This is a genomic window from Mycolicibacterium chlorophenolicum (assembly GCF_001044235.1).
GTDB classification, from domain to species: Bacteria; Actinomycetota; Actinomycetes; order Mycobacteriales; family Mycobacteriaceae; genus Mycobacterium; species Mycobacterium chlorophenolicum.
In genome coordinates this window covers 76,116-101,425 of record NZ_JYNL01000030.1, presented here as the reverse complement: position 1 = coordinate 101,425, position 25,310 = coordinate 76,116, and the positions used below count along the sequence as shown (strand labels likewise).

Annotated in this window: 23 protein-coding genes, 1 tRNA gene and 2 pseudogenes; 9 read left to right on the top strand and 17 right to left on the bottom strand. The window is 69.2% G+C overall.

Annotated features, from left to right (window positions below; translation table 11 throughout):
* Positions 1–2: 2 nt before the first annotated feature.
* The 10 genes from MCHLDSM_RS15250 to MCHLDSM_RS15205 form a co-directional block, all read right to left on the bottom strand.
* Positions 3–995: a patatin-like phospholipase family protein gene (locus MCHLDSM_RS15250; RefSeq protein ID WP_082168901.1), complete on the bottom strand. Its 993-nt coding sequence runs from the start codon at positions 993–995 to the stop codon at positions 3–5.
* Positions 996–1,005: 10 nt separating this feature from the next.
* Complete coding sequence (locus tag MCHLDSM_RS15245; RefSeq protein WP_048471130.1) at positions 1,006–2,430, bottom strand: DUF1254 domain-containing protein; 1,425 nt, start codon at positions 2,428–2,430, stop codon at positions 1,006–1,008.
* 17 nt (positions 2,431–2,447) lie between these two features.
* Positions 2,448–3,326 carry an SDR family oxidoreductase gene (locus MCHLDSM_RS15240; RefSeq protein WP_048470853.1) on the bottom strand — a complete coding sequence of 293 codons (879 nt, stop codon included), beginning with the start codon at positions 3,324–3,326 and terminating at the stop codon, positions 2,448–2,450.
* A 28-nt stretch (positions 3,327–3,354) separates the two neighbouring features.
* Entirely contained in the window at positions 3,355–4,593 is a 1,239-nt protein-coding gene (gene mshC, locus MCHLDSM_RS15235; RefSeq protein WP_048470852.1) for a cysteine--1-D-myo-inosityl 2-amino-2-deoxy-alpha-D-glucopyranoside ligase, read from the bottom strand.
* A gap of 66 nt (positions 4,594–4,659) precedes the next feature.
* Positions 4,660–5,427 (bottom strand): 3'(2'),5'-bisphosphate nucleotidase CysQ, encoded by a 768-nt coding sequence (locus MCHLDSM_RS15230; protein WP_048470851.1) that lies wholly within the window; start codon positions 5,425–5,427, stop codon positions 4,660–4,662.
* A 17-nt stretch (positions 5,428–5,444) separates the two neighbouring features.
* Positions 5,445–6,254 (bottom strand): Rv2133c family protein, encoded by an 810-nt coding sequence (locus MCHLDSM_RS15225; RefSeq protein ID WP_048470850.1) that lies wholly within the window; start codon positions 6,252–6,254, stop codon positions 5,445–5,447.
* Positions 6,238–6,825 carry an Rv2134c family protein gene (locus MCHLDSM_RS15220; RefSeq protein WP_048417687.1) on the bottom strand — a complete coding sequence of 196 codons (588 nt, stop codon included), beginning with the start codon at positions 6,823–6,825 and terminating at the stop codon, positions 6,238–6,240. The genes MCHLDSM_RS15225 and MCHLDSM_RS15220 overlap by 17 nt, the downstream gene beginning before the upstream one ends.
* A gap of 27 nt (positions 6,826–6,852) precedes the next feature.
* Entirely contained in the window at positions 6,853–7,551 is a 699-nt protein-coding gene (locus MCHLDSM_RS15215) for a histidine phosphatase family protein (RefSeq protein WP_048470849.1), read from the bottom strand.
* Complete coding sequence (locus tag MCHLDSM_RS15210) at positions 7,548–8,378, bottom strand: undecaprenyl-diphosphate phosphatase (RefSeq protein WP_048470848.1); 831 nt, start codon at positions 8,376–8,378, stop codon at positions 7,548–7,550. Before MCHLDSM_RS15210 ends, MCHLDSM_RS15215 begins: the two co-directional genes overlap by 4 nt.
* Before the next feature lie 45 nt (positions 8,379–8,423).
* Positions 8,424–8,735: a hypothetical protein gene (locus MCHLDSM_RS15205; RefSeq protein ID WP_197044815.1), complete on the bottom strand. Its 312-nt coding sequence runs from the start codon at positions 8,733–8,735 to the stop codon at positions 8,424–8,426.
* 120 nt (positions 8,736–8,855) lie between these two features.
* On the opposite strand from MCHLDSM_RS15205, the gene MCHLDSM_RS15200 reads away from it, so the two are divergent.
* The 3 genes from MCHLDSM_RS15200 to MCHLDSM_RS15190 are packed head-to-tail and all read left to right on the top strand — an operon-like array spanning position 8,856 to position 11,249.
* On the top strand, positions 8,856–9,896 hold the full coding sequence (locus tag MCHLDSM_RS15200; RefSeq protein ID WP_048470847.1) for a YncE family protein: 1,041 nt from the start codon (positions 8,856–8,858) through the stop codon (positions 9,894–9,896).
* Positions 9,897–9,924: 28 nt separating this feature from the next.
* A complete protein-coding gene (locus MCHLDSM_RS15195) occupies positions 9,925–10,188 on the top strand; it encodes a DUF5703 family protein (RefSeq protein ID WP_048470846.1) in 264 nt (87 codons plus the stop codon).
* Positions 10,188–11,249 carry a quinone-dependent dihydroorotate dehydrogenase gene (locus MCHLDSM_RS15190; RefSeq protein WP_048470845.1) on the top strand — a complete coding sequence of 354 codons (1,062 nt, stop codon included), beginning with the start codon at positions 10,188–10,190 and terminating at the stop codon, positions 11,247–11,249. Before MCHLDSM_RS15195 ends, MCHLDSM_RS15190 begins: the two co-directional genes overlap by 1 nt.
* Position 11,250: 1 nt before the next feature.
* Here MCHLDSM_RS15190 and MCHLDSM_RS15185 read toward each other — a convergent pair whose 3' ends face one another.
* Positions 11,251–11,790, bottom strand: coding sequence for a YbhB/YbcL family Raf kinase inhibitor-like protein (locus tag MCHLDSM_RS15185; RefSeq protein WP_048421292.1), 540 nt, complete (start codon positions 11,788–11,790; stop codon positions 11,251–11,253).
* A gap of 30 nt (positions 11,791–11,820) precedes the next feature.
* Positions 11,821–13,155, bottom strand: coding sequence for a M20/M25/M40 family metallo-hydrolase (locus tag MCHLDSM_RS15180; RefSeq protein WP_048470844.1), 1,335 nt, complete (start codon positions 13,153–13,155; stop codon positions 11,821–11,823).
* Positions 13,156–13,230: 75 nt separating this feature from the next.
* Here MCHLDSM_RS15180 and MCHLDSM_RS15175 point away from each other — a divergent pair.
* The 3 genes from MCHLDSM_RS15175 to MCHLDSM_RS15165 all read left to right on the top strand — a co-directional run bounded on the left by MCHLDSM_RS15175 (position 13,231) and on the right by MCHLDSM_RS15165 (position 14,549).
* Positions 13,231–13,316 (top strand) — tRNA-Leu (locus MCHLDSM_RS15175).
* A 300-nt stretch (positions 13,317–13,616) separates the two neighbouring features.
* Positions 13,617–14,039 carry a hypothetical protein gene (locus MCHLDSM_RS15170; protein ID WP_060937614.1) on the top strand — a complete coding sequence of 141 codons (423 nt, stop codon included), beginning with the start codon at positions 13,617–13,619 and terminating at the stop codon, positions 14,037–14,039.
* Positions 14,040–14,120: 81 nt separating this feature from the next.
* Complete coding sequence (locus tag MCHLDSM_RS15165) at positions 14,121–14,549, top strand: hypothetical protein (RefSeq protein ID WP_053082999.1); 429 nt, start codon at positions 14,121–14,123, stop codon at positions 14,547–14,549.
* 78 nt (positions 14,550–14,627) lie between these two features.
* Here the strand turns inward: MCHLDSM_RS15165 and MCHLDSM_RS39355 are convergent.
* From MCHLDSM_RS39355 to MCHLDSM_RS15150, 4 genes and pseudogenes are all read right to left on the bottom strand, one after another.
* Positions 14,628–15,223, bottom strand: a pseudogene (locus MCHLDSM_RS39355) (DUF222 domain-containing protein); the annotation flags it as partial.
* A gap of 1 nt (position 15,224) precedes the next feature.
* Positions 15,225–16,240 (bottom strand): DUF222 domain-containing protein (locus tag MCHLDSM_RS39350; RefSeq protein WP_234713987.1); only part of this gene is annotated, 1,016 nt, incomplete at its 3' end.
* Between the two features lie 29 nt (positions 16,241–16,269).
* Positions 16,270–20,208, bottom strand: coding sequence for a bifunctional nitrate reductase/sulfite reductase flavoprotein subunit alpha (locus tag MCHLDSM_RS15155; protein ID WP_048470842.1), 3,939 nt, complete (start codon positions 20,206–20,208; stop codon positions 16,270–16,272).
* A 2-nt stretch (positions 20,209–20,210) separates the two neighbouring features.
* On the bottom strand, positions 20,211–21,644 hold the full coding sequence (locus tag MCHLDSM_RS15150; protein WP_048470841.1) for a nitrate/nitrite transporter: 1,434 nt from the start codon (positions 21,642–21,644) through the stop codon (positions 20,211–20,213).
* Between the two features lie 177 nt (positions 21,645–21,821).
* On the opposite strand from MCHLDSM_RS15150, the gene MCHLDSM_RS15145 reads away from it, so the two are divergent.
* From MCHLDSM_RS15145 to nirD, 3 genes are read left to right on the top strand one after another with little or no spacing between them, the layout of a single operon-like run.
* Positions 21,822–22,175 carry a hypothetical protein gene (locus MCHLDSM_RS15145; protein ID WP_048470840.1) on the top strand — a complete coding sequence of 118 codons (354 nt, stop codon included), beginning with the start codon at positions 21,822–21,824 and terminating at the stop codon, positions 22,173–22,175.
* 2 nt (positions 22,176–22,177) lie between these two features.
* Positions 22,178–24,646 (top strand): nitrite reductase large subunit NirB, encoded by a 2,469-nt coding sequence (gene nirB, locus MCHLDSM_RS15140; protein WP_048470839.1) that lies wholly within the window; start codon positions 22,178–22,180, stop codon positions 24,644–24,646.
* An 8-nt stretch (positions 24,647–24,654) separates the two neighbouring features.
* Entirely contained in the window at positions 24,655–24,957 is a 303-nt protein-coding gene (gene nirD / locus MCHLDSM_RS15135) for a nitrite reductase small subunit NirD (protein WP_048471128.1), read from the top strand.
* 3 nt (positions 24,958–24,960) lie between these two features.
* Here nirD and MCHLDSM_RS15130 read toward each other — a convergent pair.
* A pseudogene (locus MCHLDSM_RS15130) lies at positions 24,961–25,309 on the bottom strand (universal stress protein); the annotation flags it as partial.
* Between the last annotated feature and the right edge of the window lies 1 nt (position 25,310).

Sequence of the window (25,310 nt, the reverse complement as noted above, 5' to 3'; positions counted from 1 at the left end):
CCTCAGCGGAACCGGTTGACGTAGTCCGTCCAGTCCCACGTCGTCAGGAAGTCCTCGCCTGCCCGCAGGCCCTTCAGATAGAGGGTGCGTTTCTCGGCGGTGGTGAGGTCGAAGTCGAGGACCCCGACCTCGCGGGTGTCGATCCGGATCGTGCGGACGCTGACCCACGGCTGGTTCAGGTAGGCCTGGTCCCGCCCCACCAGGATCGTCGTCAGCACCTTCTCGAGCAGGGTCGGCGAACCGAGCAGATGCAGCGGCCGCAGCGCCGGGATCACCTGGTCGGACTCGGCCGGCAGGGTCGGCAGCAGCGTCACGCCGAACGTCGGCCAGCGCGGCTTCCCCCCGTCGGTGCGGTCCAGCGAGTCGATCGGGAAGTTGGACAGCAGCCCGCCGTCGACCAGCGTCGAGGTGATGCCGTCGGCGCTGGTCAGCGTCTCGGGATGGAAGAAGAACGGGATCGCGGTCGACGCGCGGACCGCGTCGGCGACCTTCTGTTCGTCGGGGTCGAGGCCGTAGACGCGGCGGTAGTCCCACGGCAGCCGGACCAGCTCGCCGCGGGTGACGTCGGCAACGGTCACGACCAGGCGGTAGCGCTGCTCGGGCGGCAGCTGCGGATCGTCGATGGCCAGGTCGGCGAACGTCGTCACCCCGAAGCCGGCGAGTTGGTCGGCCACCCAGCGCCGCAACGCCTCACCCCGGTAGATGCCGCCGCCGCTGAGCACTCCCCACGCCGGTCCGAGCACCGGCACCCGTTCGATCGGCCCGGGGTCGAGGAAGGCGCGGTAGTCGATGGACAGCGCGAGGTCCTCGAGCTGCCCCGAAGTGAGGTCGCCGTGCTGCGCGGCCGCGGCGAGCACCGCCCCGACCAGGGCACCGGCCGACGTGCCGGAGATGCGCTGCGGCACGTACTCGGCGTCGACGAGCGCCGCAACGGCGCCGACCAGGGCGATGCCCTTGACGCCGCCGCCGGAGAGCACCAGGTCGGCCTGCTTCACCGGCGCCAGGTTAGACCTTTTCCGGCTGCGGCGGCTTCCACGTGCCGTTCAGGGCGTCGGGCTTCGGCCAGTACAGGCGCAGCACCAGCGAGAACGGCCCCTTCGGTGTGGGCAGCCAGTTGGCTTCCCGGTCCAGGCCGGGCGAGCTGTTCTGCACGTAGAAGGTGTAGCCGCCGTCGGAGTCGGGCACCAGGCTCGGCAGCATCGGCGAGTTGATCAGGTAGCGGTTGATCGGGTTGGCCACCAGCATGCTCTGCGGCAGCTCGTAGACGGTCAGCGACCAGAACGCGTTGACCGGTGGCAGCTGCCCCTTGGCGAACCGGAACGTGTAGTTGTTGGCTCCGGTCAGCGGGGCGCCGGTGGAGTCGTTGGTGAAGCTCGGGTAGAGCGCTTCGGCGGCGGTGTTGCCGTAGATGCCGAACACCGCTCCGGCCATCCGATACAGGTAGTTGCCCTTGAGGTCCTGGCGGGTGCCGAAGAACTGGGCCGATCCGACCTTGCCGGTGTCGATGTCGTTCTTCTTCAGCGCGTCGAGCTCGGCCCATGCGTCGGCCATGCCGCCCTCGATCGCGGTGCGCATCTCGGGTGTGAGCTTCTCGGCGTCGAAGTTGCCGTCGGGTCCGATACCGATCTTCGCGAACCGTTCGCGCAGGTCTTTCTCCTCGGGCAGCGTCGGCGCGAACCGCAGCGCGAAGTTCAGGATCTCGAAGAACTGCGGCGACGTGCGCTGCTGGTCGGGGGTCAGCGGCGGCACGAAGTCGATCGGCGGGGCCGGCGCCGGCGAGGGCTGGTTGAGGAACACCGACAGTGGCGCCACCTGGTATCCGGCCTGGATCTTCTTGACCTCGTCGATGTCTGACGGTCCGAACAGCTGCGTGCGATACAGCACCATCGCGAGCTCGGTGTCCGAGCGGATCACCTCGTCGATGCCGGCGGGCTTCTCGCCCTTCCAGTCCGGGCCGGCCAGCAGGTACTTGCCGCCGCCGTTGCCGGTGGTGCGGCTGCCGACGTAGGCGAAGTTGTAGGTGTAGCCGTCGACGAACTGCAGCGAGTAGTACCGGTCCTGCTGGATCGGCGGGACCGTCAGCACGAGCGGTTCGGTGCGCAGGTCGGCGCCGACCGCCGAGTACGGCGTGTCCGAGTTGGGCGTCTGGATCGTGGTGTCCTCGGGGGTGAACACCCGCGCCGTGTTGTGCACCTCGTTCCAGCCGCCCTTGTACTGCGGGTCCTGCTTGTCGACGAAGTAGGTGTACTGCACCCGGTAGTTGTCGACGATCGGAAACCCGTAGATGTAGGCCTCTTTGGCGATGGCCCGGGCCTCCTCGGGGGTGACGGGCGCCGGGGTCGTCGACGCTGACGGCGACGACGACGAACTCTGCGCCTGGTCGCTCGCCTGTCCGCTGCAGCCGGCGACGACGAGCATCGCGGCCGTCATGAGCAGTGCTCTGATTTTCACCGGGTCTCCAGATCCGTGGTGCGGGAACTCATCGAACGGCCGAGCGCCGCGACTTCGGCGTCCATGCGCGGGAGCAGGTCGGGCACGAAGGCGCGGACCGGTTGCTCGCCGAGCGGTGTGGACAGCAGCGGTTTGAGCACGCGCAGGGCGCCGACCCAGCCGGGGCAGTTGATCTGACGTCTGCGGTTCTCGATCCCGGCGACGAACGCCCGTCCGCACGCCTGCACCGACGTCGTCCTGTTCAGCGGGAACGGCAACTTGCTCAACATCTCCTGGAACGTCGACAGGTCGGCCTTGGTGTCCTGCACCATCGGCGTGTCGATCCAGGACATGTGCGCCGACCCGACGTCGACGCCGCGGTGGGACACCTCCAGGCGCAGCGCGTTCGCGAAGTGCTCGACAGCGGCCTTGGACGCGTTGTAGGGCGCCAGCCCGGGCGCGGCGGCGTAGGCGGCCAGCGACGACACGATCAGCACGTAGCCGCGGCGCTCCAGCACCGAGGGCAGGGTGGCCCGCACGGTGTGGAACACCCCCATCACGTTGACGTCCATCAGGGCCTGGAACGCCTCAGGGTCGACCTGCAGCACCGAACCATAGGAGGCGATGCCGGCGTTGGCCATCACGACGTCGATGCCGCCGAACTTCTCGATCGCGTTCGCGGCGGCCGTCTCCATCGCGGCCAGGCTGCGCACGTCGGCCGTCTCGGCGTGCACCCGCTCCGCGCCCAGCTCGTCGACCATCGTGGCGAGCGCGGCCCCGTCGCGGTCGGTCAGCGCGAGATTGGCGCCCTTGGCGTGCAGGCGGCGGGCCACCTCGGCGCCGACGCCGCGCGCACCGCCCGTGATGAGTACTGTCCTGCCGGCCACCGATCCCATGGCGGCAACCTACTCCACCGCCGGGGTGTTACAGCTGAACTCCCAGCAGCGCGTCGATCGCCGTGGCGACGGTCTGCCCCGCCGTCCCGTCGTGTCCACCGTAGGACAGCGCGTCGGTGGCCCAACCATCAAGGGCGGCAAGCGCTTTGGGGGTGTCGAGATCGTCGGCGAGGTATCGGCGCACTCGGGCGACGACGTCGCCGGGATCCGGCGCGCCGTCGAGCGAGGTGGCGCTGCGCCACCGGTGCAGACGCTGCTGGGCCTCCTCGAGCACCGCCGGGCTCCAGAACCGGTCCTCGCGGTAGTGACCCGCGAACAGCCCCAGCCGGATCGCCGCCGGATCCACGCCGTCGCGGCGCAGCTGCGACACCAGCACCAGGTTGCCGCGGCTCTTGCTCATCTTGTGCCCGTCCCAGCCGATCATGCCGGCGTGCACGTAGTGGCGCGCGAAACGCCGCTCCCCCGAGACGCATTCGGCGTGGGCGGCGGAGAACTCGTGGTGCGGGAAGATCAGGTCGCTGCCACCGCCCTGGATGTCCAGGCCGGTGCCGATGCGGCTCAACGCGATCGCCGCACACTCGACGTGCCAGCCGGGCCGGCCGGGACCGAACGGCGACGGCCAGCTCGGCTCGCCGGGCCGCTGGGCGCGCCACAACAGCGCGTCGAGCGGGTCGGCCTTGCCCTGCCGGTCCGGATCACCGCCGCGCTCGGCGAACAGCGCGAGCATCGTGTCGCGGTCGTACCCTGACTCGTACCCGAACTGCAGGGTCGCGTCGGCACGGAAGTAGACGTCGGGATACTCCTGATCGTCGACGACGTAGGCCGCGCCGGAGGCCAGCAGCTTCTCCACCACCTCGACGACCTCGGCGATGGCCTCGGTGGCCGCCACGTAATCGCGCGGCGGCACCACCCGCAGCGCCGCCATGTCCTCGCGGAACAGGTCGGTCTCCCGGTCGGCGAGCTCGCGCCACCCGATGCCGTCCCGCTCGGCGCGTTCGAACAGCGGATCGTCGACGTCGGTGATGTTCTGCACGTAATGCACGTCGTGACCGGCGTCCAGCCACACCCGGGCCACCAGGTCGAAGGTCAGGTAGGTCGCGGCATGACCCAGGTGGGTGGCGTCGTACGGGGTGATCCCGCAGACGTACATGGTCGCGGTGGAGCCGGCACTCACCGGCCGGACCTGGCGGTCGGCGCTGTCGTAGAGCCGCAGTTGCGGACCCCGACCAGCGAGCACCGGAACGCTCGGCGCCGACCACGATTGCATGGCTTCGACTTTAGACATCAGCCTCTGCGACAACGCCGAGGGCCATTTCATTCCCGTTCATGTCCTCTAGCGCCGGTATGTCGACCAGATCACCTCGAGCAGCGTGTCGGCCACCTCGGGCCGGCACATCAGCAGGTCGGGCAGATATGGGTCGCGACGGTTGTAGATCAGCGGGCTGCCGTCCAGGCGCGTGGCGTGCAGGCCGGCGGCCCACAGCACCCCGGCCGGGGCGGCCGAATCCCATTCCCACTGACCGCCGGCGTGCACGTAGGCGTCCACGTCGCCGCGCACCACGGCCATCGCCTTGGCACCGGCAGAGCCGATGCGGACCAGCTGGATGTCGAGTTCCTCCCGCATCCGCCACAGCACCGCGGGCGGCCTGCTGGCGCTGGCGGTGATCCGGATGGGCCCGTCGGTACGTGGCGGCGGAGCGCTCACGGTGTCGGTGCGGTACACCTCGCCGCGGGCGGGCAGCGCGACGGCGGCGTCGGTGATCGCTCCCTCCGTCGAGCCGTCGCGTTGCCACAGCGCGATGTGCACCGCCCAGTCGGCGCGCCCGGGCATCGAGTACTCGTAGGTGCCGTCGACGGGGTCGACGATCCAGACCCGGTCGGCGTGGACGCGCGAGACGTCGTCGGCGGCCTCCTCGGACAGGATGGCGTCGTGCGGCCGATGCTGGTGCAGGCGGTCCAGGATCAGCGTGTTGGCCCGCATGTCGCCGGCGTCGCCCAGGTCGTAGGGGTCGTAGAACCCGATCTGCTCCCGCATCGCCAGCAGCAGGTCACCGGCCTCGGCGGCCACGGTGGCGGCCAGCGCTGCATCGGTGAGGGTCACCGGGTCAGTAGATCACGTCAGAACGCCGGCCACGGGATCGGGCGGCGCCGGTCGGGCGTGGGCATCACCGGATTACGCAGGAGCGCAACGACTCTGGCGCGAAGCGCGGCCACCTCGCGGGGGGTGACGTGGCAGCACAGCTCGGCGCCGAGCTCGCCGCGCAGCGCCTCGCCGAGCGCCGCGACGTCGGTCAGGGTGTCGTCATCGACAGGCTTGCCGGCCCAGCCCCACAGCACGGTGCGCAGCTTGTCCTCGACGTGCAGGGTCACCCCGTGGTCGACGCCGTAGACCTGGCCGTCGACGCCGGAGAGCACGTGGCCGCCCTTGCGGTCGGCGTTGTTGATCAGGACGTCGAACACGGCGAGGCGGCGCAGCCGCTCGTCGTCGGCGTGCACCAGGGTGACCTCGTCGCCGGCGTAGTCGTAGGCCTGCAGCACGGGCAGAAAGCCCGGCGGGATCGCCCCGGCGGGCAGCAGGTCGATCAGATCGGGCCCAGATGAGGCGGTCTCGTCGTCCTCGTCGTCGGCGGGTTGGTCCACCCAGCGCTGCACCATCCCCGGCCCGGCCGGCCCGTCACGAATGATGGTGTAGGGCACCAGGTTCCAGCCCAGCGCGGCCGAGACCAGATAGGAGCCCCGCTCCCGTCCGGCCAAGGTGCCGTCGGGAAAGTCCCACAGCGGGGCCTCGCCCCGCACGGGCTTGTAGACGCAGTGCACGACCTGCTCGTCCAGGGTCGACTCGCACAGGAACGTCGCGTTGCTCGCGGAGCGGATCCGGCCCAGGACGGTCAGGTCACCGCGGTCGAGGACCTCAGACGTCGTCGACATCGTCGGACCCGCCCAGCGCGCCGCGCCGGTAACCGTTGGTGCGGACGCAGATGTGGCCCTCGGGATCGAGCGGCTCGTCACACAGGGGGCACGGCGGGCGTCCCGCCGAGATGACCCGGTTCGAGCGCGTCGCGAACTCGCGCGCCGATTCGGGGGTGAGGAACACCCGCACTGCGTCGGGGCCCTCCTCCGCGTCGTCGAGCACCACCGACGCGTCGAACTCGGTGTCGGACACGGCGAGCAGTTCCACCACGACGGTCTGGGCCTCGGAGTCCCAGCCCAGTCCCATGGTGCCGACCCGGAACTCCGCGTCGACGGGCGTCACCAGCGGGCTCAGATCCTCGACCTCACCCGTGTCGGGCGGGATCGGTGTGCCGAAGCGGCGGTTGATCTCCAGCAGCAGCGCGGCGATACGCTCGGCGAGCACGGCCACCTGCTGCTTTTCCAGCACCACCGACACCACCCGGGTGTCGTGCACGGCCTGCAGGTAGAACGTCCGATTCCCCGGTTGACCGACCGTCCCGGCCACGAAGCGGTCGGGAGTGCGGAAGACGTGGATTTCACGGGGCATGGCAGGTTCCAAAATACCGTGCGCGGCTCACCCGGCAGAACCGCCGACCACGGCGTCTCCGGCGGGCACGTCGTCGGTCTTCTCGGGCGGCGGCGGGGCGATCAACGCGGAGTTCAGCGCCGAGCCGGTGTGATTGACGTGGATCACGAACGGGCGCACCGCCGTGTAGCGGACCACGCTGACCGATGCGGGATCGGCGTTGATGCGCTGGAAGCTGTCCAGATGGCTGCCGAGCGCGTCGGCCAGCACCGCCTTGATCACGTCGCCGTGGGTGCAGGCGACCCACAGCGCGTCGCCGCCGTGCTCCTCGGCCAGCCGGCGGTCGTGTTCGCGCACAGCGGACACCGCTCGCGCCTGGACGGCGGCCAGACCCTCGCCGTCGGGGAACACCGCGGCGCTGGGCTGCTGCTGCACCACCGCCCACAGCGGTTCCTTGACCAGCTCGCCGATCTTGCGTCCCGTCCACGAGCCGTAGTCGACCTCGGCGATCCGGTCGTCGATCACCGGCTCCACGCCCAGCGCGGCGGCCAGCGGTTCCACGGTGCGGCCGCACCGCAGCAGCGGCGACCGCACGATCGCGCGGATGGGCAGTGAGCCGAGGCGTTCGACGAGCGACTCGGCCTGTTCGCGGCCGCGGTCGTCGAGGTCGACGCCTTCGGACCGGCCGGCCAGCGTGTGCGCGGTGTTCGACGTCGAACGGCCGTGGCGCAGCAGCAGAACGGTCATGTCGCCGCCACCACCCCGGTGCCGAGCAGGATCAGCACCACGGTGCCGAGCAGCACGCGGTAGCCGACGAACCAGTACATGCTGTGGCGCACCAGGAACCGCAGAAACCACGCCACCGCGGCGAATCCGACGACGAACGCGATCACGGTCGAGACGAGCAGCTGCGGTCCGGTCGCGCTCATCCCCTCCCCGACGGGTGCGAAGGCGTCGGGCAGCGAGAACAGTCCCGAGGCGAACACCGCGGGGATGGCGAGCAGGAAGCCGAACCGTGCCGCCAGCTCGCGGTCCATGCCGAGGAACAACCCGGCGCTGATGGTGGCGCCGGACCGCGACACCCCCGGCACCAGCGCCAGACACTGCGCCAGGCCGACTGTCACGCTGTCGCGCCACGTCAGTTGCTCGACGCGACGGGTCTGCCTGCCGTAGTACTCGGCCGCGGCGATCACCGCGGAGAAGACGATCAATGCCGTCGCGACCAGCCAGAGATTGCGTGCGCCCGTGCGGATCTGGTCTTTGAACAGCAGGCCGACCGCCCCGATGGGGAGGGTGCCGATGATGACCCACCAGCCCAGCCAGTAGTCGCTGCTGCGGTGGGCGGCGACGAACAGGCCGTTGAACCAGGCCTTGATGATCCGTCCGATGTCGCGGGCGAAGTACAGCAGCACGGCCGCTTCAGTGCCCAGCTGGCTCACCGCGGTGAAGGACGCGCCGGCGTCGTCGTCGAAGAAGATCCGGGAGGCGATCGCCAGATGCCCCGAGGAGGACACCGGCAGGAATTCGGTGAGCCCCTGCAGTACCGACAGGACCACGACCTGAAGCCACGACATGGCAGGGACGTCCGTCACGACGACGACCGTACCGTGAGGGCAGGGTCAGCGACCGGTCCGCGGCACCGGATGCGCCGCGGCGACCGCGTCGCGCACGACGGCGGTCATGCTCCGCTCGTCGGTCAGATCGATGTCGGTGAGCTTGCGTGTCGCGACCGCGACGACGTCCTCACTCTGGGGCACCAGCCCGCGCAGCCGCGGGCGGTAGACCTCGACGACCAGCTCGTGACGCTCGATGTGGAAGGAGAAACTACGGCCGTCACCCACCTGGCCGAAGCCGCTGGCGTGGACGCCAGTGGTGATGTCCTCGACCGCGAAGCCCTCCGGGGTCACTACGCGGTCCGTCGCGAGGGTCATGGTATGTACCATACCGCCGCGCGGGCCACCGCGCCCCGCAGATGCCACCGGCCGTGTCCGACCGGGGTGCTTACACTGGCTGTTCGATCAAGATCTGAACGCACGACCGGAAGCTACCCATTGCAGCGCCGTTCAAACCCTCTTTCCCAGCCGGTTCGCCTCGGCCTCGCGTTCTCGGCAATCGTGCTGGTCGCCGGGTGTTCGTCGAATCCGGCCGACGCGCCGCCGCCGACCATCGCGCCGGCGCGTGCGGCCGACTCTCCCCCGGCCACCGCGGGCCTGCCCGGCACGGTGTTCCCGCTGCCCGCGGGCGCCCGGGCGGCGGTGTTCGACACCTCGACCCGCTCGCTGGTCACGCTCGGCGCCGCCGCCCCGGACCGCGCCACGGTGACGACGATCGCCCCCGGCGGCGCGGCCACCCCGATCGGACTGACCGGCGGCGCGACCGCGATGACCGCAGACGGCCCCGGCCGGGTGGCGGTGGCCACCCGCGGCGGCTACTTCATGATCGACGTCGCGGCGCGCCGGGCCACCCGGGTGGCGGTGGCCGACCACGACGATGTCGACTTCACCGCGATCGCCCGCCGCGGCGACGGCCGGCTGGTGCTCGGCAGCGCCGACGGCACGGTGTACACGCTGTCGTCGGACACCGCGGTCGGTGCGTCGCTGAAGATCTTCGCCCGCGTCGACGGCCTCGTCACCCAGGGCGACACCGCCGTGGTGCTCGACCGCGGGCAGACCTCGGTGACCAGCCTCAACACCGACGGCACCAGCGCCGAGCACGCGCTGCGCGCGGGCGAGGGCGCCACCACGATGGCCGCCGACCCGAACGGCCGGGTGCTGGTCGCCGACACCCGCGGCGGCGAACTGCTGGTCTACGGCGTGGACCCGCTGATGCTGCGGCAGCGCTACCCCGTGCCCGATGCGCCCTACGGTCTGACGGCGTCGGGCGGGAAGAAATCCGGACTCGCCTGGGTTGCCCAGACGGCGACGAACACCGTCGTTGGTTACGATCTGGCGACCGGGATTCCCGTCGAGAAGGTGCGATATCGAACCGTGCAGCAACCCAATACGCTGGCTTTCGACGACACGTCCGGCACCCTGTACGTGGTGTCGGGCACAGGCGGCGGTGTCCAGATGATCCCGGGGGCGGCACAGTGATGAGCGCTTGCGCGAAGAGCAGAGCACAGTGAGTGCGGGTTCGCGCGGGCGGATGCCCGCAGCCTGGAGCCAGGCCGTCGCCGACGATCCGGGCGAGTACGAATGGATCCCGCTGCGGCTGCCGCCCGATGTCACCCGCGTCAGCGCATCGGTGCGGCTGTCCATCGAGGCCGAGTACCGCGGCTGGGAGTTGACCCGCGTGCGGCTCTACACCGACGGCAGCCGGCGGGTGCTGCTGCGCCGCAAGAAGCGCGGGGACGCCCTGCAGGGCCCCGACCAGCCGGCGCTGTGATGTACGCCGCGCTGCGGCGCGCGATGTTCCTGGTTCCCCCAGAACGCATCCACACGGTGGTCTTCGCCGGCCTGCGAGCCGCGACGGCGCCGCCCGTCGCGCGAAAAGCCTTGGCGCGCAGACTGTTGCGCTACGACCCGGCGCTGGCGAGCACGGTCTTCGGGGTCCGGTTCCCCGCCCCGCTCGGGTTGGCGGCCGGCTTCGACAAGGACGGTCTGGGCGTGCACACGTGGGGCGCGCTGGGCTTCGGCCACGCCGAGGTCGGCACGGTCACCCCGCGTCCGCAGCCGGGCAATCCGGCGCCGCGACTGTTCCGGCTGCCCGACGACCGGGCGCTGCTGAACCGGATGGGCTTCAACAACCACGGCGCGGCGGCGATGGTCCGGACACTGGCCCGCGCGCATCCCGATGTGCCGATCGGCGTGAACATCGGCAAGAACAAGGTGACCCCGCCCGAGCGGGCGGTCGACGACTACGCCGAGGGCGCACGGCTTCTCGGTCCGCTGTGCGCCTATCTGGTGGTCAACGTCAGCTCGCCGAACACGCCGGGGCTGCGCGACCTGCAGTCGGTGGAGTCGCTGCGCCCGATCCTGGCGGCGGTGGTCGCCGCGACGTCCACCCCGGTGCTGGTGAAGATCGCGCCGGACCTCGCCGACGACGACATCGACGAGATCGCCGATCTGGCCGTCGAATTGGGGCTGGCCGGCATCGTCGCGACGAACACGACGATCTCGCGCGTCGGCCTGCGGACCCCCGGCGTCGACGAGATGGGCGCCGGCGGCATCTCCGGCCCGCCGGTGGCGCACCGCTCGCTGGAGGTGCTGCGCCGGCTGCACCGGCGCGTCGGCAGCTCCCTGGTGCTGATCAGCGTCGGCGGCATCGAGACCGCCGACGACGCATGGGAGCGCATCACCTCGGGGGCGTCACTGCTGCAGGGCTACACCGGCTTCGTCTACGGCGGTGGCCTGTGGGCGAGGTCGGTCAACGACGGGATCGCTTACCGGCTGCACGCCAACGGTTTTCGCAGCCTCGCCGAGGCCGTCGGATCGGCGGCCGGCTGACTCAGCCCTTGTTCTCGTACGTGCCGGTGATCAGCGCGCGGGCGATCGCGTGGCTGAACAGGTTGAAGCCCAGATAGGCCGGCGTGGCCTCGGCCGGCACGTCGAGCTTCTCGACGTCGACCGCGTGCACGGCGACGATGTAGCGGTGCGGCCCGTGCCCGGGCGGCGGCGCGGCGCCGATGAACCGCTTGAGACCGGCGTCGTTGGACAGCGTGACGGCGTCACCGGGGAATCCCTGGCTGCTGCCGTCGCCGACGCCGGCAGGCAGATCGGTGACCGTGGCGGGCAGGTTGAACACCGCCCAGTGCCAGAAGCCGGAGCCGGTGGGCGCGTCGGGGTCGTACACGGTGACGGCGAAGCTGCGGGTCTCCTCGGGGAAGCCCGACCAGCTTAGCTGCGGGGACACGTCGTTGCCACCGGCGCCCATGATGCCGCTGACCTGGTCGTTGCCCCAGACCGCGCCGTCGGTGAAGGACTGCGAGGTCAGCGTGAAGCTGGGCAGCTCCGGCAGGAAGGAGTAGGGATCGTAGTCAAAAGCCATGTGACACAGTCCTTTCGCGGTGGTGGTTTGTCAGCTGTGCAGGAGGAAGTGCTCGAGTACCTGCGCACCGAAGGTCAGCGCGTCCACGGGTACCCGTTCGTCGACGCCGTGGAACAACGCGGCGAAGTCCAGGTCGGGCGGCAGTCGCAGCGGCGCGAACCCGAAGCAGCGGATGCCCAGCCGGGCGAAGTGCTTGGCGTCGGTGCCGCCGGAGAGCATGTAGGGCACGGTGCGGGCGTCGGGGTCGGCGGCCAGGATGGCGGCGTTCATCGCTTCGAGCAGCTCGCCGTCGAATGGTGTTTCGTACGAGGGCAATTCGGTGATCCACTCGCGCGTGACGTCGGGGCCGATGAGTTCGTCGACTTCCCGCTCGAACTCGGCGAGCCGGCCGGGCAGCACCCGGCAGTCCACGACCGCCTCGGCGGTGCCGGGGATGACGTTGGCCTTGTAGCCGGCCTTGAGCATCGTCGGGTTCGCGGTGTCGCGCAGGGTGGCGCCGACGATCTTGGCGATCGAGCCGAGCTTGGCGACGGCGCCGTCGATGTCGGGCGAGGTGGGGTCGAAGCTGTAGCCGGTCTCCTCGCTGACCGCGGCGAGGAACTGCTCGACCGATTCGGTCAGCACGATCGGGAAGCGGTGGCGGCCCAGTTTGGCAACGGCCTCGGCGACGGCGGTGACGGCGTTGTCGTTGTGCACCATGGATCCGTGGCCGGCGTGGCCGCGGGCGGTCAGGCGCATCCACATCATCGCCTTCTCGGCGGTCTCGATGAGGTAGAGCCGGCGGTCGCCGCCGTCGCGGCGGGGCACGGTGAGCGAGAAGCCGCCGACCTCGCCGACCGCCTCGGTGACGCCGTCGAACAGGTCGGGGCGGTTCTCGACGAGCCATTTGCAGCCGTAGTTGCCGCCGGCCTCCTCGTCGGAGACGAAGGCGAACACCAGGTCACGGGGCGGGACGATGCCGGCCCGCTTGAAGTGCCGGGCGACCGCGATGATCATCCCGACCATGTCCTTCATGTCGACCGCGCCGCGGCCCCATACGTAGCCGTCCTCGACGGCGCCGGAGAACGGGTGCACGCTCCAGTCGGACGCTTCGGCGGGCACCACGTCGAGGTGGCCGTGCAGCATCAGCGCACCGCGGGACGGGTCGGCGCCCTTGAGGCGGGCGAACACGTTGCCCCGGCCTGGCGCGCCCGCCTCGATGTATTCGCAGGTGAACCCGACCTCCTCCAGCTGCTCGGCGACCCATCGGGCGCACTCGGCCTCACCTTTGGTGGTGGAGAGTTCGCCGGTGTTGGAGGTGTCGAAGCGGATGAGGGCACTGACGATGTCGACGACCTCGTCGCTGGGAGTCTGGGGACCGCTCACGCTCCCTTTCCTACCACCCGGTCCCGGTTTGGGTCCGAGGCCGCCGATCCGTTAACCTAAGCTGCCTTCGAACTGGTCCGAGTGGCGGAATGGCAGACGCGCTAGCTTGAGGTGCTAGTGCCCTATTAACGGGCGTGGGGGTTCAAGTCCCCCCTCGGACACTTTTCTTCTTCCTGCGTGTGGCGCCCGCTGGACTGGCGCTGTTCGCGACCGTCGGAACTTGGTGTCGAAGCCCTCCGGTTGAGCCGATTACGCTTTCCGTCGTGGGGATTCTGTCTGTCGATCCTGTAGCGCTGTCAGTCCACCGCAGCGGTCACCGGAATGAATGCGGGCTATACCGATCGGGACACAGCTTTCAGCGACCGACTCGAGGGCCTCTGGTGGTGAGCGGTGTTTTGTGACGCCGACTCTGTCTGAGATATAGAACGGGGACGTCGAGCATCGAGGTAGAGGGGGCGTCTGTGAAAGCGAACTTTGACGTGTTGCGTTCTGACTTGCTTCTAGATGCCCTTGTGATGCCCATCAACACGGGGCATATCAACTCTCAAGCCTTGGAACGCCTCCCCAGCGCATCGCTGTCGGAGCGGCAGCGCGCAATAGTCGACGTACTGCAATCGTTGGTAGACGATGGCCTAGTCGTCACCGGTTATCCCGGCCAGGACGACGACACCTTCGTTGTAGAGCCCTTCGCGGAAACTCTTCGGGAGGTCAAACGCACGTTCTTTGATCGTTACGACGAGCCATCCGAATGGATCTGGAGCTGCTGGATCAAATTAACCGAGAAGGGCGTTCAAATCGCAACGTCGACACCCGAGGGGCTACGGGTAGCTGAGCACGAGCGGGAGCGGCCGGATGCAATTCGTTCTGAACGTGATCAAGGCTGATCTATGCGGGATCTTCGCCATTCCTGACGATCGGAGCCGGCGCATGACCCGGCGACGATATCGAACACCGAGATTCCAAAGATGAGCACGGCACTCGAAGGTTTACGGCACCAGGTACTGCTGGACGGCCTTGTCGACTGTAAAGACCTGCCCCGGATCCATTGGCTCGTCGAGCAGGAGCTTCCGGACGCAGATGTGACCGAGTTGCAGGCTGTCACGATTGCTGTCATCCGCACGCTCGTTGAGGACGGCCTGGCCGAAACGGGCTATCCGGACAACGGCGAGTTCGTCTGCGAGTCGCTCAATGAATCGCTCGAAGAACTGCAGCGCAGCTATGTCGCGCACTATGACGAACCGATCGCATGGTTCGGCCGCCTGTGGTTGAACCTCACCGACAAAGGGGTCGCAGCTGCCACAGCAACGCCTGACGGGCGGCGGATCGCCGAACACGAGAGGAAGCGATCGGAACACTTACTCAAAGAATGCGACGTTCCTCGAGTGCGACGCTGATCATCGTTAACCTGTTGGCGCGCAACACGAATCGACGCTTAATCCGGAATCCATACCAGTGCCGTCCCCCTGCGGCGGTCAGGCCGCCTGGTCGCCGGGTGGTGCGGGTCCGCCGGGTTGGGCGGGGTCGTCGGCTGAGGTGGGTGGTTCGGCGTCGGTCGGTGCGACCGGCTCGGCCCGTGCGGCGGGTGCGGCGTTGTCGCCGGCGGGTTGGTCGTCGTCGGGTGGGCGTAGCAGCAGTTCGGGGCGGTGGTAGGTGTTGATGCGGGTTTGGCCGGTGTCCAGGTGCGGGGGTGGGGTCCATTCGACCTCGTGGCGGCCGTTCATCGCGGTGCTCCAGCCGCCTTCTTTCACCGCGCGGTTGTCCGGCGGGCAGGCCAAACCGAGGTCGTTGACGTTGGTGAGCCCGCCGGCGGCCCAGTCGGTGGTCGCGTGATGGGCCTGAGACCCGTAGGCGCCCACGGTGCAGCACGGTTTCGTGCAGCCGCCGTCGCGGGCGATGAGCATGATCCGCTGCGCCGGCGAGGCGACCCGTCGGGTGCGGAACAGGTCCAGCGCGGAGCCGGTGGCGCGGTCGAACACGGCGAGGTAGTGGTTGGCGTGGCCGGCCATCTTGATGACGTCGCGGATGGGGAGGCGGGTGCCGCCGCCGGTGACGCCGATCCCGGCCCGGGNTCGAACACGGCGAGGTAGTGGTTGGCGTGGCCGGCCATCTTGATGACGTCGCGGATGGGGAGGCGGGTGCCGCCGCCGGTGACGCCGATCCCGGCCCGGGATTCCAGGTCTTGGAGGGTGGTGCGGATGATCACCGACACCGGTAACCCATTCAACTGACCCAGATCGCCGCTCATCAGCGCGATCCGTCCGACGGCGAGTAGGGCGTCGTGTTGGCGTTGAGCCAGGCTGCGGTGATCGTTGTCGATCTGGGCTTGGGTCGGTGTCCCGGAGGTGCACGGTTCGGCGTCGTCGGGGTTGCACATGCCCGGGGCGGCGTATTTGGCGAACAGCACCTCCCAGACCGCCCACGCCTCGGGGGTGAGCCGGGCGGCCAGGTCGGTCATCGCGTCGCGGCGCTGCTGGTGTTTGGTCACCCCGCGGGTACGGGCCCGTTCGTGCTCATCAGGTGGAGGGCCGTCCTGATCGAGCTTGAACAACGTCAGGTCCGCGGCGTCGCGCAACTCTTTGGGACCCACCCCGACCGCGGTACGGACCAGGTCGACCTCGAACTGGTCGCGGGTGGTGGTGTCGACGAACCCGGGCAGTTTATCGACGGCTTTGCGGATCACCTCGACATGCTCGGCGTTGATCAACCCCTTTTCCTGGGCGACCGCGGTGGCATGCAACACCGGCGGCAGCGGCGGCCCGGTCACCGGTTGACGCGGCGCCAACAGCGCCGCCTCGGTCAACCGGCGGTGCGCCTCGGACGTGGAGATGCGCCACCGGATCGCTAGCACGTCCTTCCAGTTCTTGGCACCCATATGCTGCGGGGTGGTCTCCACCTGCAGCCGCGCCAACAGCCGATGCCGCAGGGCGGGCAGCCGACACCCCACGGTTTCCAGCTCGTCCAAGACATCCACGAGCTCAGCACGGGTCGCCAAATCACAGTCCGCGGCGGCCAGTTCGTCGACGGCGGCCACCACCGCGGCCACCGCGGCCCGCAGATCCCCCGTCGACATGACTCGAACATACATTCGACCACCGACAAAACCGGAAGACGAGATCAGTAAACGTCGCGCACGTAGCGCTTGTCCCCCACCAGTTCTCGCTTGTACGCCCGGGCGGCCTCCTCGTTCATTCCGCCGTGGGTCCGGATGATGGCCGTCAGCGCGTCGTCGACGTCCTTGGCCATCCGGGTGGCGTCCCCGCAGACGTAAAGGTGCGCCCCGTCCTCGAGCCAGCGCCAGACGTCGGCGCCGTAGTCGAGCATCTTGTGCTGCACGTACACCCGCTGCTCCTGGTCGCGGGAGAACGCCAGATCCAACCGGTTGAGGAACCCGTCGTCGACCATGTCGAGCAGATCGTCGCGGTAGTAGAAGTTCTGCGCGCGGTGCCGGTCGCCGAAGAACAGCCAGTTGGGGCCGCTGTGCCCCAGCGCCCGGCGCTCCTGCAGGAACGCGCGGAACGGCGCGATGCCGGTCCCCGGCCCCACCATGATCATCGGCGTCCCCGCATCCCGCGGCGGACGGAAGTGCGGCGAGCGCTGCAGGAACACCGACACCGGCGTCCCGTCGGGAAGATCGGCCAGATACGTCGAGCCGACCCCGCCTCGTGGGCTGCCGTCCGGCCCGCGGTACCGCACCACCGACACGGTCAGCTGCACCTCGTGCGGGCTGACCAGCGGGCTCGACGAGATCGAGTACTGCCGCGGCGTCAGCCGCACCAGCACCTCCTGCCACAGTTCCACGTCCGCGCGCACACCGAACTCCGCCACCAGGTCGAGGCCGTTCCGGTTCACCGACCATCTGTCCAGCGCGGCACGATCCCGGCGCAGACGCCCGACCGCGGGGTCCGGACACTGCTCGGCGACGAAGCTGACCAGATTCGACGTCACCTTGCAGATGTCGTAGTGCCCGATCAGCGCCTCCCGCAACGACATCCGGGCGCCGTCGACGAACACATCCTCACTGCCGGTGAAACCTGTTGCCGACAGCCACTTCTCGACGGCAAAGGCCGAGTTGGCGACGAACACGCCGAGCGAGTCGCCGGCCGCATACGTGACATCGTGGGCACTGAGGTCGAATCCGAACTGCCGCACCTCCTTGGCCGCGTCGGCCGGAGTCAGCCGACCGTTGCGGCACAGCGGGGCCGACACCGGGTGCGCCCGGGTGAAGATCGCCGGCGCAGCCGGGGCCGCCGGTACCGGATCGGCGGGCGCCGTGGACATCACCTCGGCGACCGAGTCCGCCCACCGCGCCATCGGTTCGTCGTCGTAGGCCTCGCACTCGGCCCGGTCGAGCACCCGGGTCGCTCCCAGGTCGGCGAGCCGAGCGTCCAGCGATTTGGCGTGCCCGCAGAAGTTGTCGTACGAGCGGTCGCCGAGGCCGAGCACCGTGTAGCGCACGCCGTCCAGTGCGGGCGCATCCGGCGACGCCAGCCGCTCCCAGAACGAGGCACCGTTGTCCGGGGGCCCACCGTCGCCGAACGTGCTGGTGACGATCACGACGTCACCGGCGCCGGCCAGCTCGGCGGGGTCGACGTCGTCCATCGCCGACAATCGCCCGGCCGCGAGGCGTCGGCCCAGTGTGGCCGCGAACTCCTCGGCCGTGCCGGTCTGCGAGGCCCACAGCACCAGTGGGCCCGCGGTCGCCGGCGCCTCGGGCGCGCGCGCGTACCGGCCTGCCAGCACGCCGTCCATGTACATCCGGGTGCGCGCGCTCACCGGCGCGTCCGCGGGCAGCACGGGCACGCCCGGACGCCCCTGCTCGATACCGGCGAAGAAGCCCTGCAGATAGAGGTTCTCGTGCTCGGTGAGGTCCGGGGCGGTGACCGGCACCGGCCGTAGCGACACGGCGCAGACCTTGAACTCGGGTTGCAGCGAATCGGGGTCGACGGCGTCGTTGGTCAGCGCGTTGACGGTCAGGTGCTCGCCGTGTTCGTCGTTCCAGTGGAACGGCACCCACGTGTCACCCGGCCGCACCCGGTCGGTCACCACAGCGGGCAGAACGGCCCGCCCCCGCCGCGACACCACCTCCACGTCGCGCCCGTCGGTGATGTCGAGTGCCGCGGCGTCGTCGGGGTGGATCTCGATGAACGGGCCGGGGTTGAGCTTGTTGAGCTTGTCCACCTTTCCGGTCTTGGTCATGGTGTGCCACTGGTGTTGCAGCCGACCGGTGTTGAGGACCATCGGGTAGTCGTCGTCGGGCAGTTCGGCCGCGTCCATGTGCGGCCGGGGCAGGAACACCGCGCGCCGGGACGCGGTGGCGAACGCCAGCCGCGGCCGGCGCCCGTCGGCATCGGTGAACAGCGTCTGCGAGACACCGTCGTTGAGGTAGCGGATCGGGTTGCGATCGGGTGACCCGCCCGGACTGTCCTGCGGCGGGCACGGCCACTGCACCGGCGCGCCACGCAGTCGCTCATAGCTGACGCCGCGCAGGTCGTACCCGGTGCGCGGGTTGGCGAACCGGCGGATCTCGTCGAAGATCTCCTCGCTCGACTTGTAGTCGAAGGCATCGCCGAAACCGAGGTGGCGTGCCACGCCGCAGATCAGCTCCCAGTCCGGTCGCGCGTCCCCGGCCGGCGGGATGGACTGCGCAAGCAGTGTCAGCGTGCGGTCGGAGTTCACCATCACCGCGTCGGCCTCGGCCCACAGCGTGGCGGGTAGCACGATGTCGGCGTAGCGGGTGGTGGCCGTGTCGGCGTAGGCGTCCTGGGCGATCACCAACTCGGCGGCGCGCAGCCCCGCCATCACGGTGTCCCGATTCGCGACGCTGGCAACCGGATTGGTGCAGATGATCCACACCGCCTTGATCTCCCCCGCGGCGAGCCGCCGGAACATCTCGACGGTGCCGGGTCCGGCGGCAGCCCGAACCGTGCCGGGTTCGACCTCCCACCGCGCTTCGACGAACGCCCGGTCCTCGGCCGAGAACACCACCCGCTGCCCCGGGAGGCCGGGCCCCATGTAGCCCATCTCCCGTCCGCCCATCGCGTTCGGCTGCCCGGTCAGCGACATCGGTCCACTGCCCGGCCGGCAGATCGCGCCGGTGGCCAGGTGCAGGTTGCAGATCGCGTTGGTGTTCCAGGTGCCGTGGGTGCTCTGGTTGAGCCCCATCGTCCACAGGGTCATCCACTCCCCTGCATCGGCGATCATCGCGGCGGCGGTGCGGATGTCGGCTTCGGCGAGTCCGGTGATCGCGGCGACCCGGTCGGGTGGATAGTCGGCGAGGAACGGCGGCATCGCCTCCCAGCCCTCGGTGTGTTCGGCGATGAACTGTTCGTCGACGGCGCCGTTCTCGACGAGCAGATGCAGGATGCCGTTGAGCAGCGCAAGATCGGTGCCGGGCCGGATCTGCAGGTAGAGGTCGGCCTTCTCGGCGGTGGTGGTGCGGCGGGGGTCGACGACGATCAGCCTGGCCCCGGCCTTGAGTCGGTCGGCCATCCGCAGGAACAGGATCGGATGACAGTCGGCCGTGTTGGAGCCGATGACGAAGAACAGGTCGGTGCAGTCGAAGTCGGTGTAGGAGCCCGGTGGTCCGTCGGCGCCGAGGGACTGCTTGTAGCCGGTGCCGGCACTGGCCATGCACAGCCGCGAGTTGGATTCCAGGTGCAGGGTGCGCAGAAACCCCTTGGCGAGTTTGGTTGCCAGGTATTGCGATTCGATCGACATCTGCCCCGACACATACAGGGCCACCGCGTCGGGTCCGTGTTCGTCGACGATGGCACGCAGCCGCCGGCCCGCCTCGGCGAGTGCGTCGTCGACGTCGGCGGCCACCGGGTCGGCGTCGCGGGACGGTCGCAGCAGCGCCGTCGTCAACCGGCCGTCGGTGGCGGCCATCATCTCCGCGTGCGTCGCACCCTTGGTGCACAGCCGTCCCGCATTGGTGGGGTGCAACTTGTCCCCGGCGACCCTGGCGATCACCGGCGCACCCGTCGCGGGGTCGATGCGGGTCTCCACGGAGATCCCGCACCCGACCCCGCAATACGAGCAGGCGGTCCGGATCATGGCTATCCGGCGGGCACCGGCGTGGATGCGCGCCCGACGTGCTCTCCGCTGTGTGCCCGCTGCTCTCGCAGGCGCAGGAACACGAACCAGGTGACGACGGCGCACACCACGTAGAAGACCAGGAACACCCAGAACGCGGTGGTCGCCGACTTGGCGTCGCTGACGTAGGACGCACGCAGCACGATGTTGATGAACACCCCGCCCAGCGCGCCGACCGCGCCGGCGAAACCGATGAGTGCCCCCGACATCGCCCGCGACCACGCGGCCTTCCCCTCGCGGTCGAGATCGTCACGACCCTGCGCCTTCGCCTCGAAGATCGACGGGATCATCTTGTAGGTGGAGCCGTTGCCGATGCCCGACAGCACGAACAGCAGCATGAAACCCGCGACGTAGCCCACCATCTGGCCGCCGCTGGGTGCGCCCTGCTGAGCGTCGTCCAGCGTGCCGGCGGCGACGAGGATGCCCGCCGCGAACATCATCGCCACAAACGTGTAGAGCGTGATCCTCCCGCCGCCGATGCGATCGGCGAGCTTGCCGCCGAACGGGCGGGCGATCGAGCCGAGCAGCGGCCCGAGAAACGCGATCTGGGCGGCGTGCAGGGACGCCTGTGCGGCGTTGTCCCCGGACGCGAGGTAGTTGATCTGCAGGACTTGACCGAACGCGAACGAGAAGCCGATGAACGAGCCGAAGGTGCCGATGTAGAGGAAGCTCATCACCCAGGAGTGCTTGAACCGCAACGCCTCCACCAGCGCGCCGAGGTTGGACTTCTGGTTGCGCAGGTTGTCCATGTTCATCGCGGCGCCCAGCGCCGCCACGCTGATCGCGACGAGGTAGACGGCACAGACGATTTCGGGCCGGGTGTTGCCCAGCGTCGCGATCACCAGCAGCCCGATCAGCTGGATGACGGGCACACCGATGTTGCCGCCGCCGGCGTTGAGGCCCAGCGCCCATCCCTTGAGGCGCTGCGGATAGAACGCGTTGATGTTCGTCATCGACGAGGCGAAGTTGCCGCCGCCGAGTCCCGCGAACGCGGCGATCACCATGTAGGTGGTGTAGGACGCCGGGTTCTTCATGAAGTACAGCGCCAACAGGGTCGGGATGAGCAGCAGCAGCGCGCTGACGATCGTCCAGTTGCGGCCACCGAACCGGGCGGGCGCGATCGTGTACGGGATACGCATGAAAGCGCCGATCAGCGTCGGCATGGCGACCAGATAGAACTTGCCCGCCGCGTCGATGCCGTAGACGTTCTGCGGCATGAACAGCACCATCACCGACCAGATCGACCAGACCGAGAACCCGACGTGTTCGGCGACGACCGACCAGATCAGGTTGCGTTTGGCGATCTGTCTACCGCCGGACTCCCACGCCTCGACATCCTCGGGGTCCCAGTGCTCGATATCGCGCTGACGGGCTGTCCGCGATGTGTCTGTTGCCATGGCCCCAGTGAAAGCGCAGGTCATTCCCTGCCCGTTGCACGTCGATGACACGGGGGAAAACTCGCCCTCACACCGCCGGACGGCTCACCGTGAGGCGGTGCCCACTGTGATCAGGGAGATCCACGTGTGACTTCCCGGCGAAACGACCCGGAAACACGCGGCTCCTAGCTTGCAGTCATGACCGACGGAAGCAGTCCCCGTTTCCTGCAAGGCGCTTTCGCGTTCGACGGCAGCGGCTACGACAAACCGGTGCCCCTCGACGACGCGCTGCGGTACGTGGTGCCCGCCGGCGCCACGGCGCAGCCGGTCTACTTCCGCGGCGGCAACTCGACGAAGCAGATGATCAGCGTGGTTCTGTACCGCGACGGTGTGCCGATGCGGTACTTCCCGATCGCCGCCAGGGGCGCCACCCATGTCGCGCTGCGCGTGGTGGAGGACCTGCTGGCCGACACCGTGCTCGAGCTGTACGTGGTCGCGCCCGACGGGCTGAGCGGAACGGTGATCGTCGACCTCGGCCTGGTGGAGGTCTGACCGTGGCGCAGCGCCTGGTGGTCGTCGGCAACGGGATGGCCGGCGTCCGCGCACTCGAGGAGATCCTGGCCCGCGGCGGCGGTGAGCAGTTTCAGATCACCGTGTTCGGCGACGAGCCCTACGGCAACTACAACCGCATCCTGCTGTCCAATGTGCTTGCCGGATCCGATGATCCGACCCAGATCTACCTCAACACGCTGGACTGGTACGCCGACAACGACATCGACCTGCGGGCCGGGGTGCGCGTGGTCCGTCTGGACACGTACGCGCATCTGGTGCACGCCGACGACGGCACCACGCTGCACTACGACAAACTCATCCTCGCCACCGGCAGCCGGTCTTTCTTCCCGCCGATGACGGGGCTGTGGGCCGACGACAAGACGCTGGCCGACGGCGTGTTCGGTTTCCGCACCCTCGACGACACCGCGGCGATGATCGCCGAGGCGGGCACCCGCAGCAAGGCCGTCGTCATCGGCGGCGGACTGCTGGGGCTGGAGGCCGCCCGCGGCCTGCAGAACCGGGGGCTGACGGTCGACGTCGTCCACGCCGGACCCACGCTGATGAACGCGCAACTCGACGACCCGGCGGGATCGATCCTGCGGAAATCCGTGGAGTCGTTGGGGATCGGCGTGCACACCGACACACGCACCACCGAGGTGGTCGTCACCGACGGCCGCCTGAGCCGGATCCGGTTCTCCGACGGCTCCGAGCTGGACTGCGACATGCTGGTGATCGCCGCCGGTATCCGCCCCAATGTCGGTCTGGCTCAGCGGGCCGGTCTGACCGTCGAGCGTGCCATCGTCACCGACGACCACATGCGCTCGGTGGACGAAGACGACGTCTACGTCGTCGGCGAGTGCGCCCAGCACCGCGGCCAGGTCTACGGACTGGTGGCGCCGCTGTGGGAGCAGGCCAAGGTGCTGGCCGACCACCTCACCGGCGCGGATGTGACGTCGTCCTACCACGGTTCGCGGGTCGCGACGAAGCTGAAGGTGGCCGGTGTCGACGTCGCATCGATGGGCGTCAAGGCACCCGAACATCCCGACGACGAGTTCGTGCAGTACAGCGAGCCCAAGCACGGCGTCTACAAGACCGTGGTGATCCGCGACGGCAAGCTCGTGGGCGCCACCCTCGTCGGCGACGTCTCGAAGGTGTCGTTCCTGACCCAGGCGTTCGACAGCGGCCTGCCGCTGCCCGATGAACGGGTGGCGCTGATGTTCGACATCGGCACCCCCGAGGTCGGCGTCGGCGTCGCCGAACTGGCCGACGACGCGCAGGTGTGCAACTGCAACGGCGTGTCCAAGGGCGCACTGGTGTCCTGCGTGCGAGACGGCGAGACGTCGGTGGCCGGCGTGATGGCGAAAACCAAGGCGGGCAAGGGCTGTGGCTCCTGCAAGGAGCTGGTGTGCCAGGTGGTCGAATGGGCGGCCGGCGGCGCGGTCACCGAGGATCCGTCGGCGTCCTGGTATGTGCCCGGCATCCCGTACGACAAGCCGACGCTGATGCACCACATCCGGGAACTCGAATTGCATTCGGTGTCCTCGGTGTTCGCCGCGCTGGCACCCGACGGCAGAGAGGACGCCGGGTCGAAGATGGCGTTGGCGTCGCTGCTGGAGATGATGTGGGCCGACGAGTTCGTCGACGAGCGCGACGCCCGCTTCATCAACGACCGGGTGCACGCCAACATTCAGCGTGACGGCACGTTCTCGGTGGTGCCGCAGATGAAGGGCGGCGTCACCGATGCTGCCCAGCTGCGCGCGATCGCCGACGTGGCCGAGAAGTACGCGATCCCGATGATCAAGCTGACCGGCGGGCAGCGGATCGACCTGCTCGGTGTGCGCAAGGAGGATCTGCCGGCCGTGTGGGCGGATCTCGACATGCCGTCGGGCTACGCGTACGGCAAGAGTTTCCGGACGGTGAAAACCTGTGTGGGCAGCGACTTCTGCCGCTACGGCGTGGGCGACTCGACCGCACTGGGCATCGCGATCGAGGAGCGCTACCAGGGGTTGGCCAGCCCGGCGAAGATGAAGCTGGCCGTCACCGGATGTCCGCGCAACTGCGCCGAGGCGCTCTGCAAGGACCTCGGTGTGGTGGCGGTGGACGGCGGTCGCTGGGAGATCTACGTCGGCGGCGCCGCGGGCGCACACATTCGCAAGGGCGATCTGCTGGCCACCGTGGACTCCGCCGACGAGGTGATCACGCTGACCGGCCGCTTCCTGCAGTACTACCGCGAGAGCGCGAATTGGCTGGAGCGGACCTACAAGTGGGTGCCGCGGGTCGGGATCGAGCACCTGCGGTCGGTGCTGATCGACGACGCCGACGACGCCTTCCTCGCCGGTCTGGACGCCCGGATGCAGAAATCGGTGGATGCGTACCGGGATCCGTGGCGCGACGGCGCGGAACCCCGGACCCCGGGCCAGTTCCGGTCCTCGTTGCCGCTGCTGCCGCTGCCCCAGGTGCCGGTGCGGTGAGCGTCGGGGTGAGCATCGACGTGGGCCGGGTCGAGGAGATCCCGATCGGCGAGGGCCGGACGTTCGCCGTGGACGGCACCCAGGTCGCGGTCTTCCGGCTGCGCGACGGGTCGCTGCGTGCGATCGACGCGATCTGCCCGCACCGCGGCGGTCCGCTCGCCGACGGACTGACCGACGACTGCGTGGTGGTGTGCCCGCTGCACGGCCACACCTTCGACATGTCCACCGGCAGTGAGACATCCGGCGCCGACCTCTCGGTACGCAGCTATCCGGTCGAGGTGGTCGACGGCGCCGTCCGCGTCACGTTCTGACCGTCACTGCTCCGGCGGCTTGACCGCCAGCACCGGCTTCGGGCACTCGAGGATCAGCTTCTGCGCGACGCTGCCGAGCAGCAGCTTGCCGACCGGGCTGCGGTGCCGGATGCCGACCACCAGCAGCTGTGCCTCGTCTCGGTTCATCGCGGTCAGCAGTTCGTCGACGGCGTCGACCCCCACCGGCTGGGCCAGCTCGTAGGCGACCCCGCATTCGGCGAGGCGGGCCTCGACGTCGTGCACCTCGTCCTGCCCGGCGAATCGGGAGTCGACGTACGCCTCGCCCGATGTCGCGTTGATGACGAACAGATCGGTGCCGCGCATCTGCAGGCGGTAGGTCGAGAGAACAGCCN

Coding starts and splice junctions, on each gene's coding strand:
- MCHLDSM_RS15245 (WP_048471130.1), bottom strand. CDS start 2,430: ATGACGGCCGCGATGCTCGTCGTCGCCGGCTGCAGCGGACAGGCGAGC.
- MCHLDSM_RS15225 (WP_048470850.1), bottom strand. CDS start 6,254: ATGTCGACGACGTCTGAGGTCCTCGACCGCGGTGACCTGACCGTCCTG.
- MCHLDSM_RS15155 (WP_048470842.1), bottom strand. CDS start 20,208: ATGATCCGGACCGCCTGCTCGTATTGCGGGGTCGGGTGCGGGATCTCC.
- MCHLDSM_RS15240 (WP_048470853.1), bottom strand. CDS start 3,326: ATGGGATCGGTGGCCGGCAGGACAGTACTCATCACGGGCGGTGCGCGC.
- MCHLDSM_RS15220 (WP_048417687.1), bottom strand. CDS start 6,825: ATGCCCCGTGAAATCCACGTCTTCCGCACTCCCGACCGCTTCGTGGCC.
- MCHLDSM_RS15210 (WP_048470848.1), bottom strand. CDS start 8,378: ATGTCGTGGCTTCAGGTCGTGGTCCTGTCGGTACTGCAGGGGCTCACC.
- MCHLDSM_RS15215 (WP_048470849.1), bottom strand. CDS start 7,551: ATGACCGTTCTGCTGCTGCGCCACGGCCGTTCGACGTCGAACACCGCG.
- MCHLDSM_RS15165 (WP_053082999.1), top strand. CDS start 14,121: ATGAGCACGGCACTCGAAGGTTTACGGCACCAGGTACTGCTGGACGGC.
- MCHLDSM_RS15205 (WP_197044815.1), bottom strand. CDS start 8,735: ATGACCCTCGCGACGGACCGCGTAGTGACCCCGGAGGGCTTCGCGGTC.
- MCHLDSM_RS15185 (WP_048421292.1), bottom strand. CDS start 11,790: ATGGCTTTTGACTACGATCCCTACTCCTTCCTGCCGGAGCTGCCCAGC.
- MCHLDSM_RS15145 (WP_048470840.1), top strand. CDS start 21,822: ATGACCGACGGAAGCAGTCCCCGTTTCCTGCAAGGCGCTTTCGCGTTC.
- MCHLDSM_RS15150 (WP_048470841.1), bottom strand. CDS start 21,644: ATGGCAACAGACACATCGCGGACAGCCCGTCAGCGCGATATCGAGCAC.
- MCHLDSM_RS15190 (WP_048470845.1), top strand. CDS start 10,188: ATGTACGCCGCGCTGCGGCGCGCGATGTTCCTGGTTCCCCCAGAACGC.
- mshC (WP_048470852.1), bottom strand. CDS start 4,593: ATGCAATCGTGGTCGGCGCCGAGCGTTCCGGTGCTCGCTGGTCGGGGT.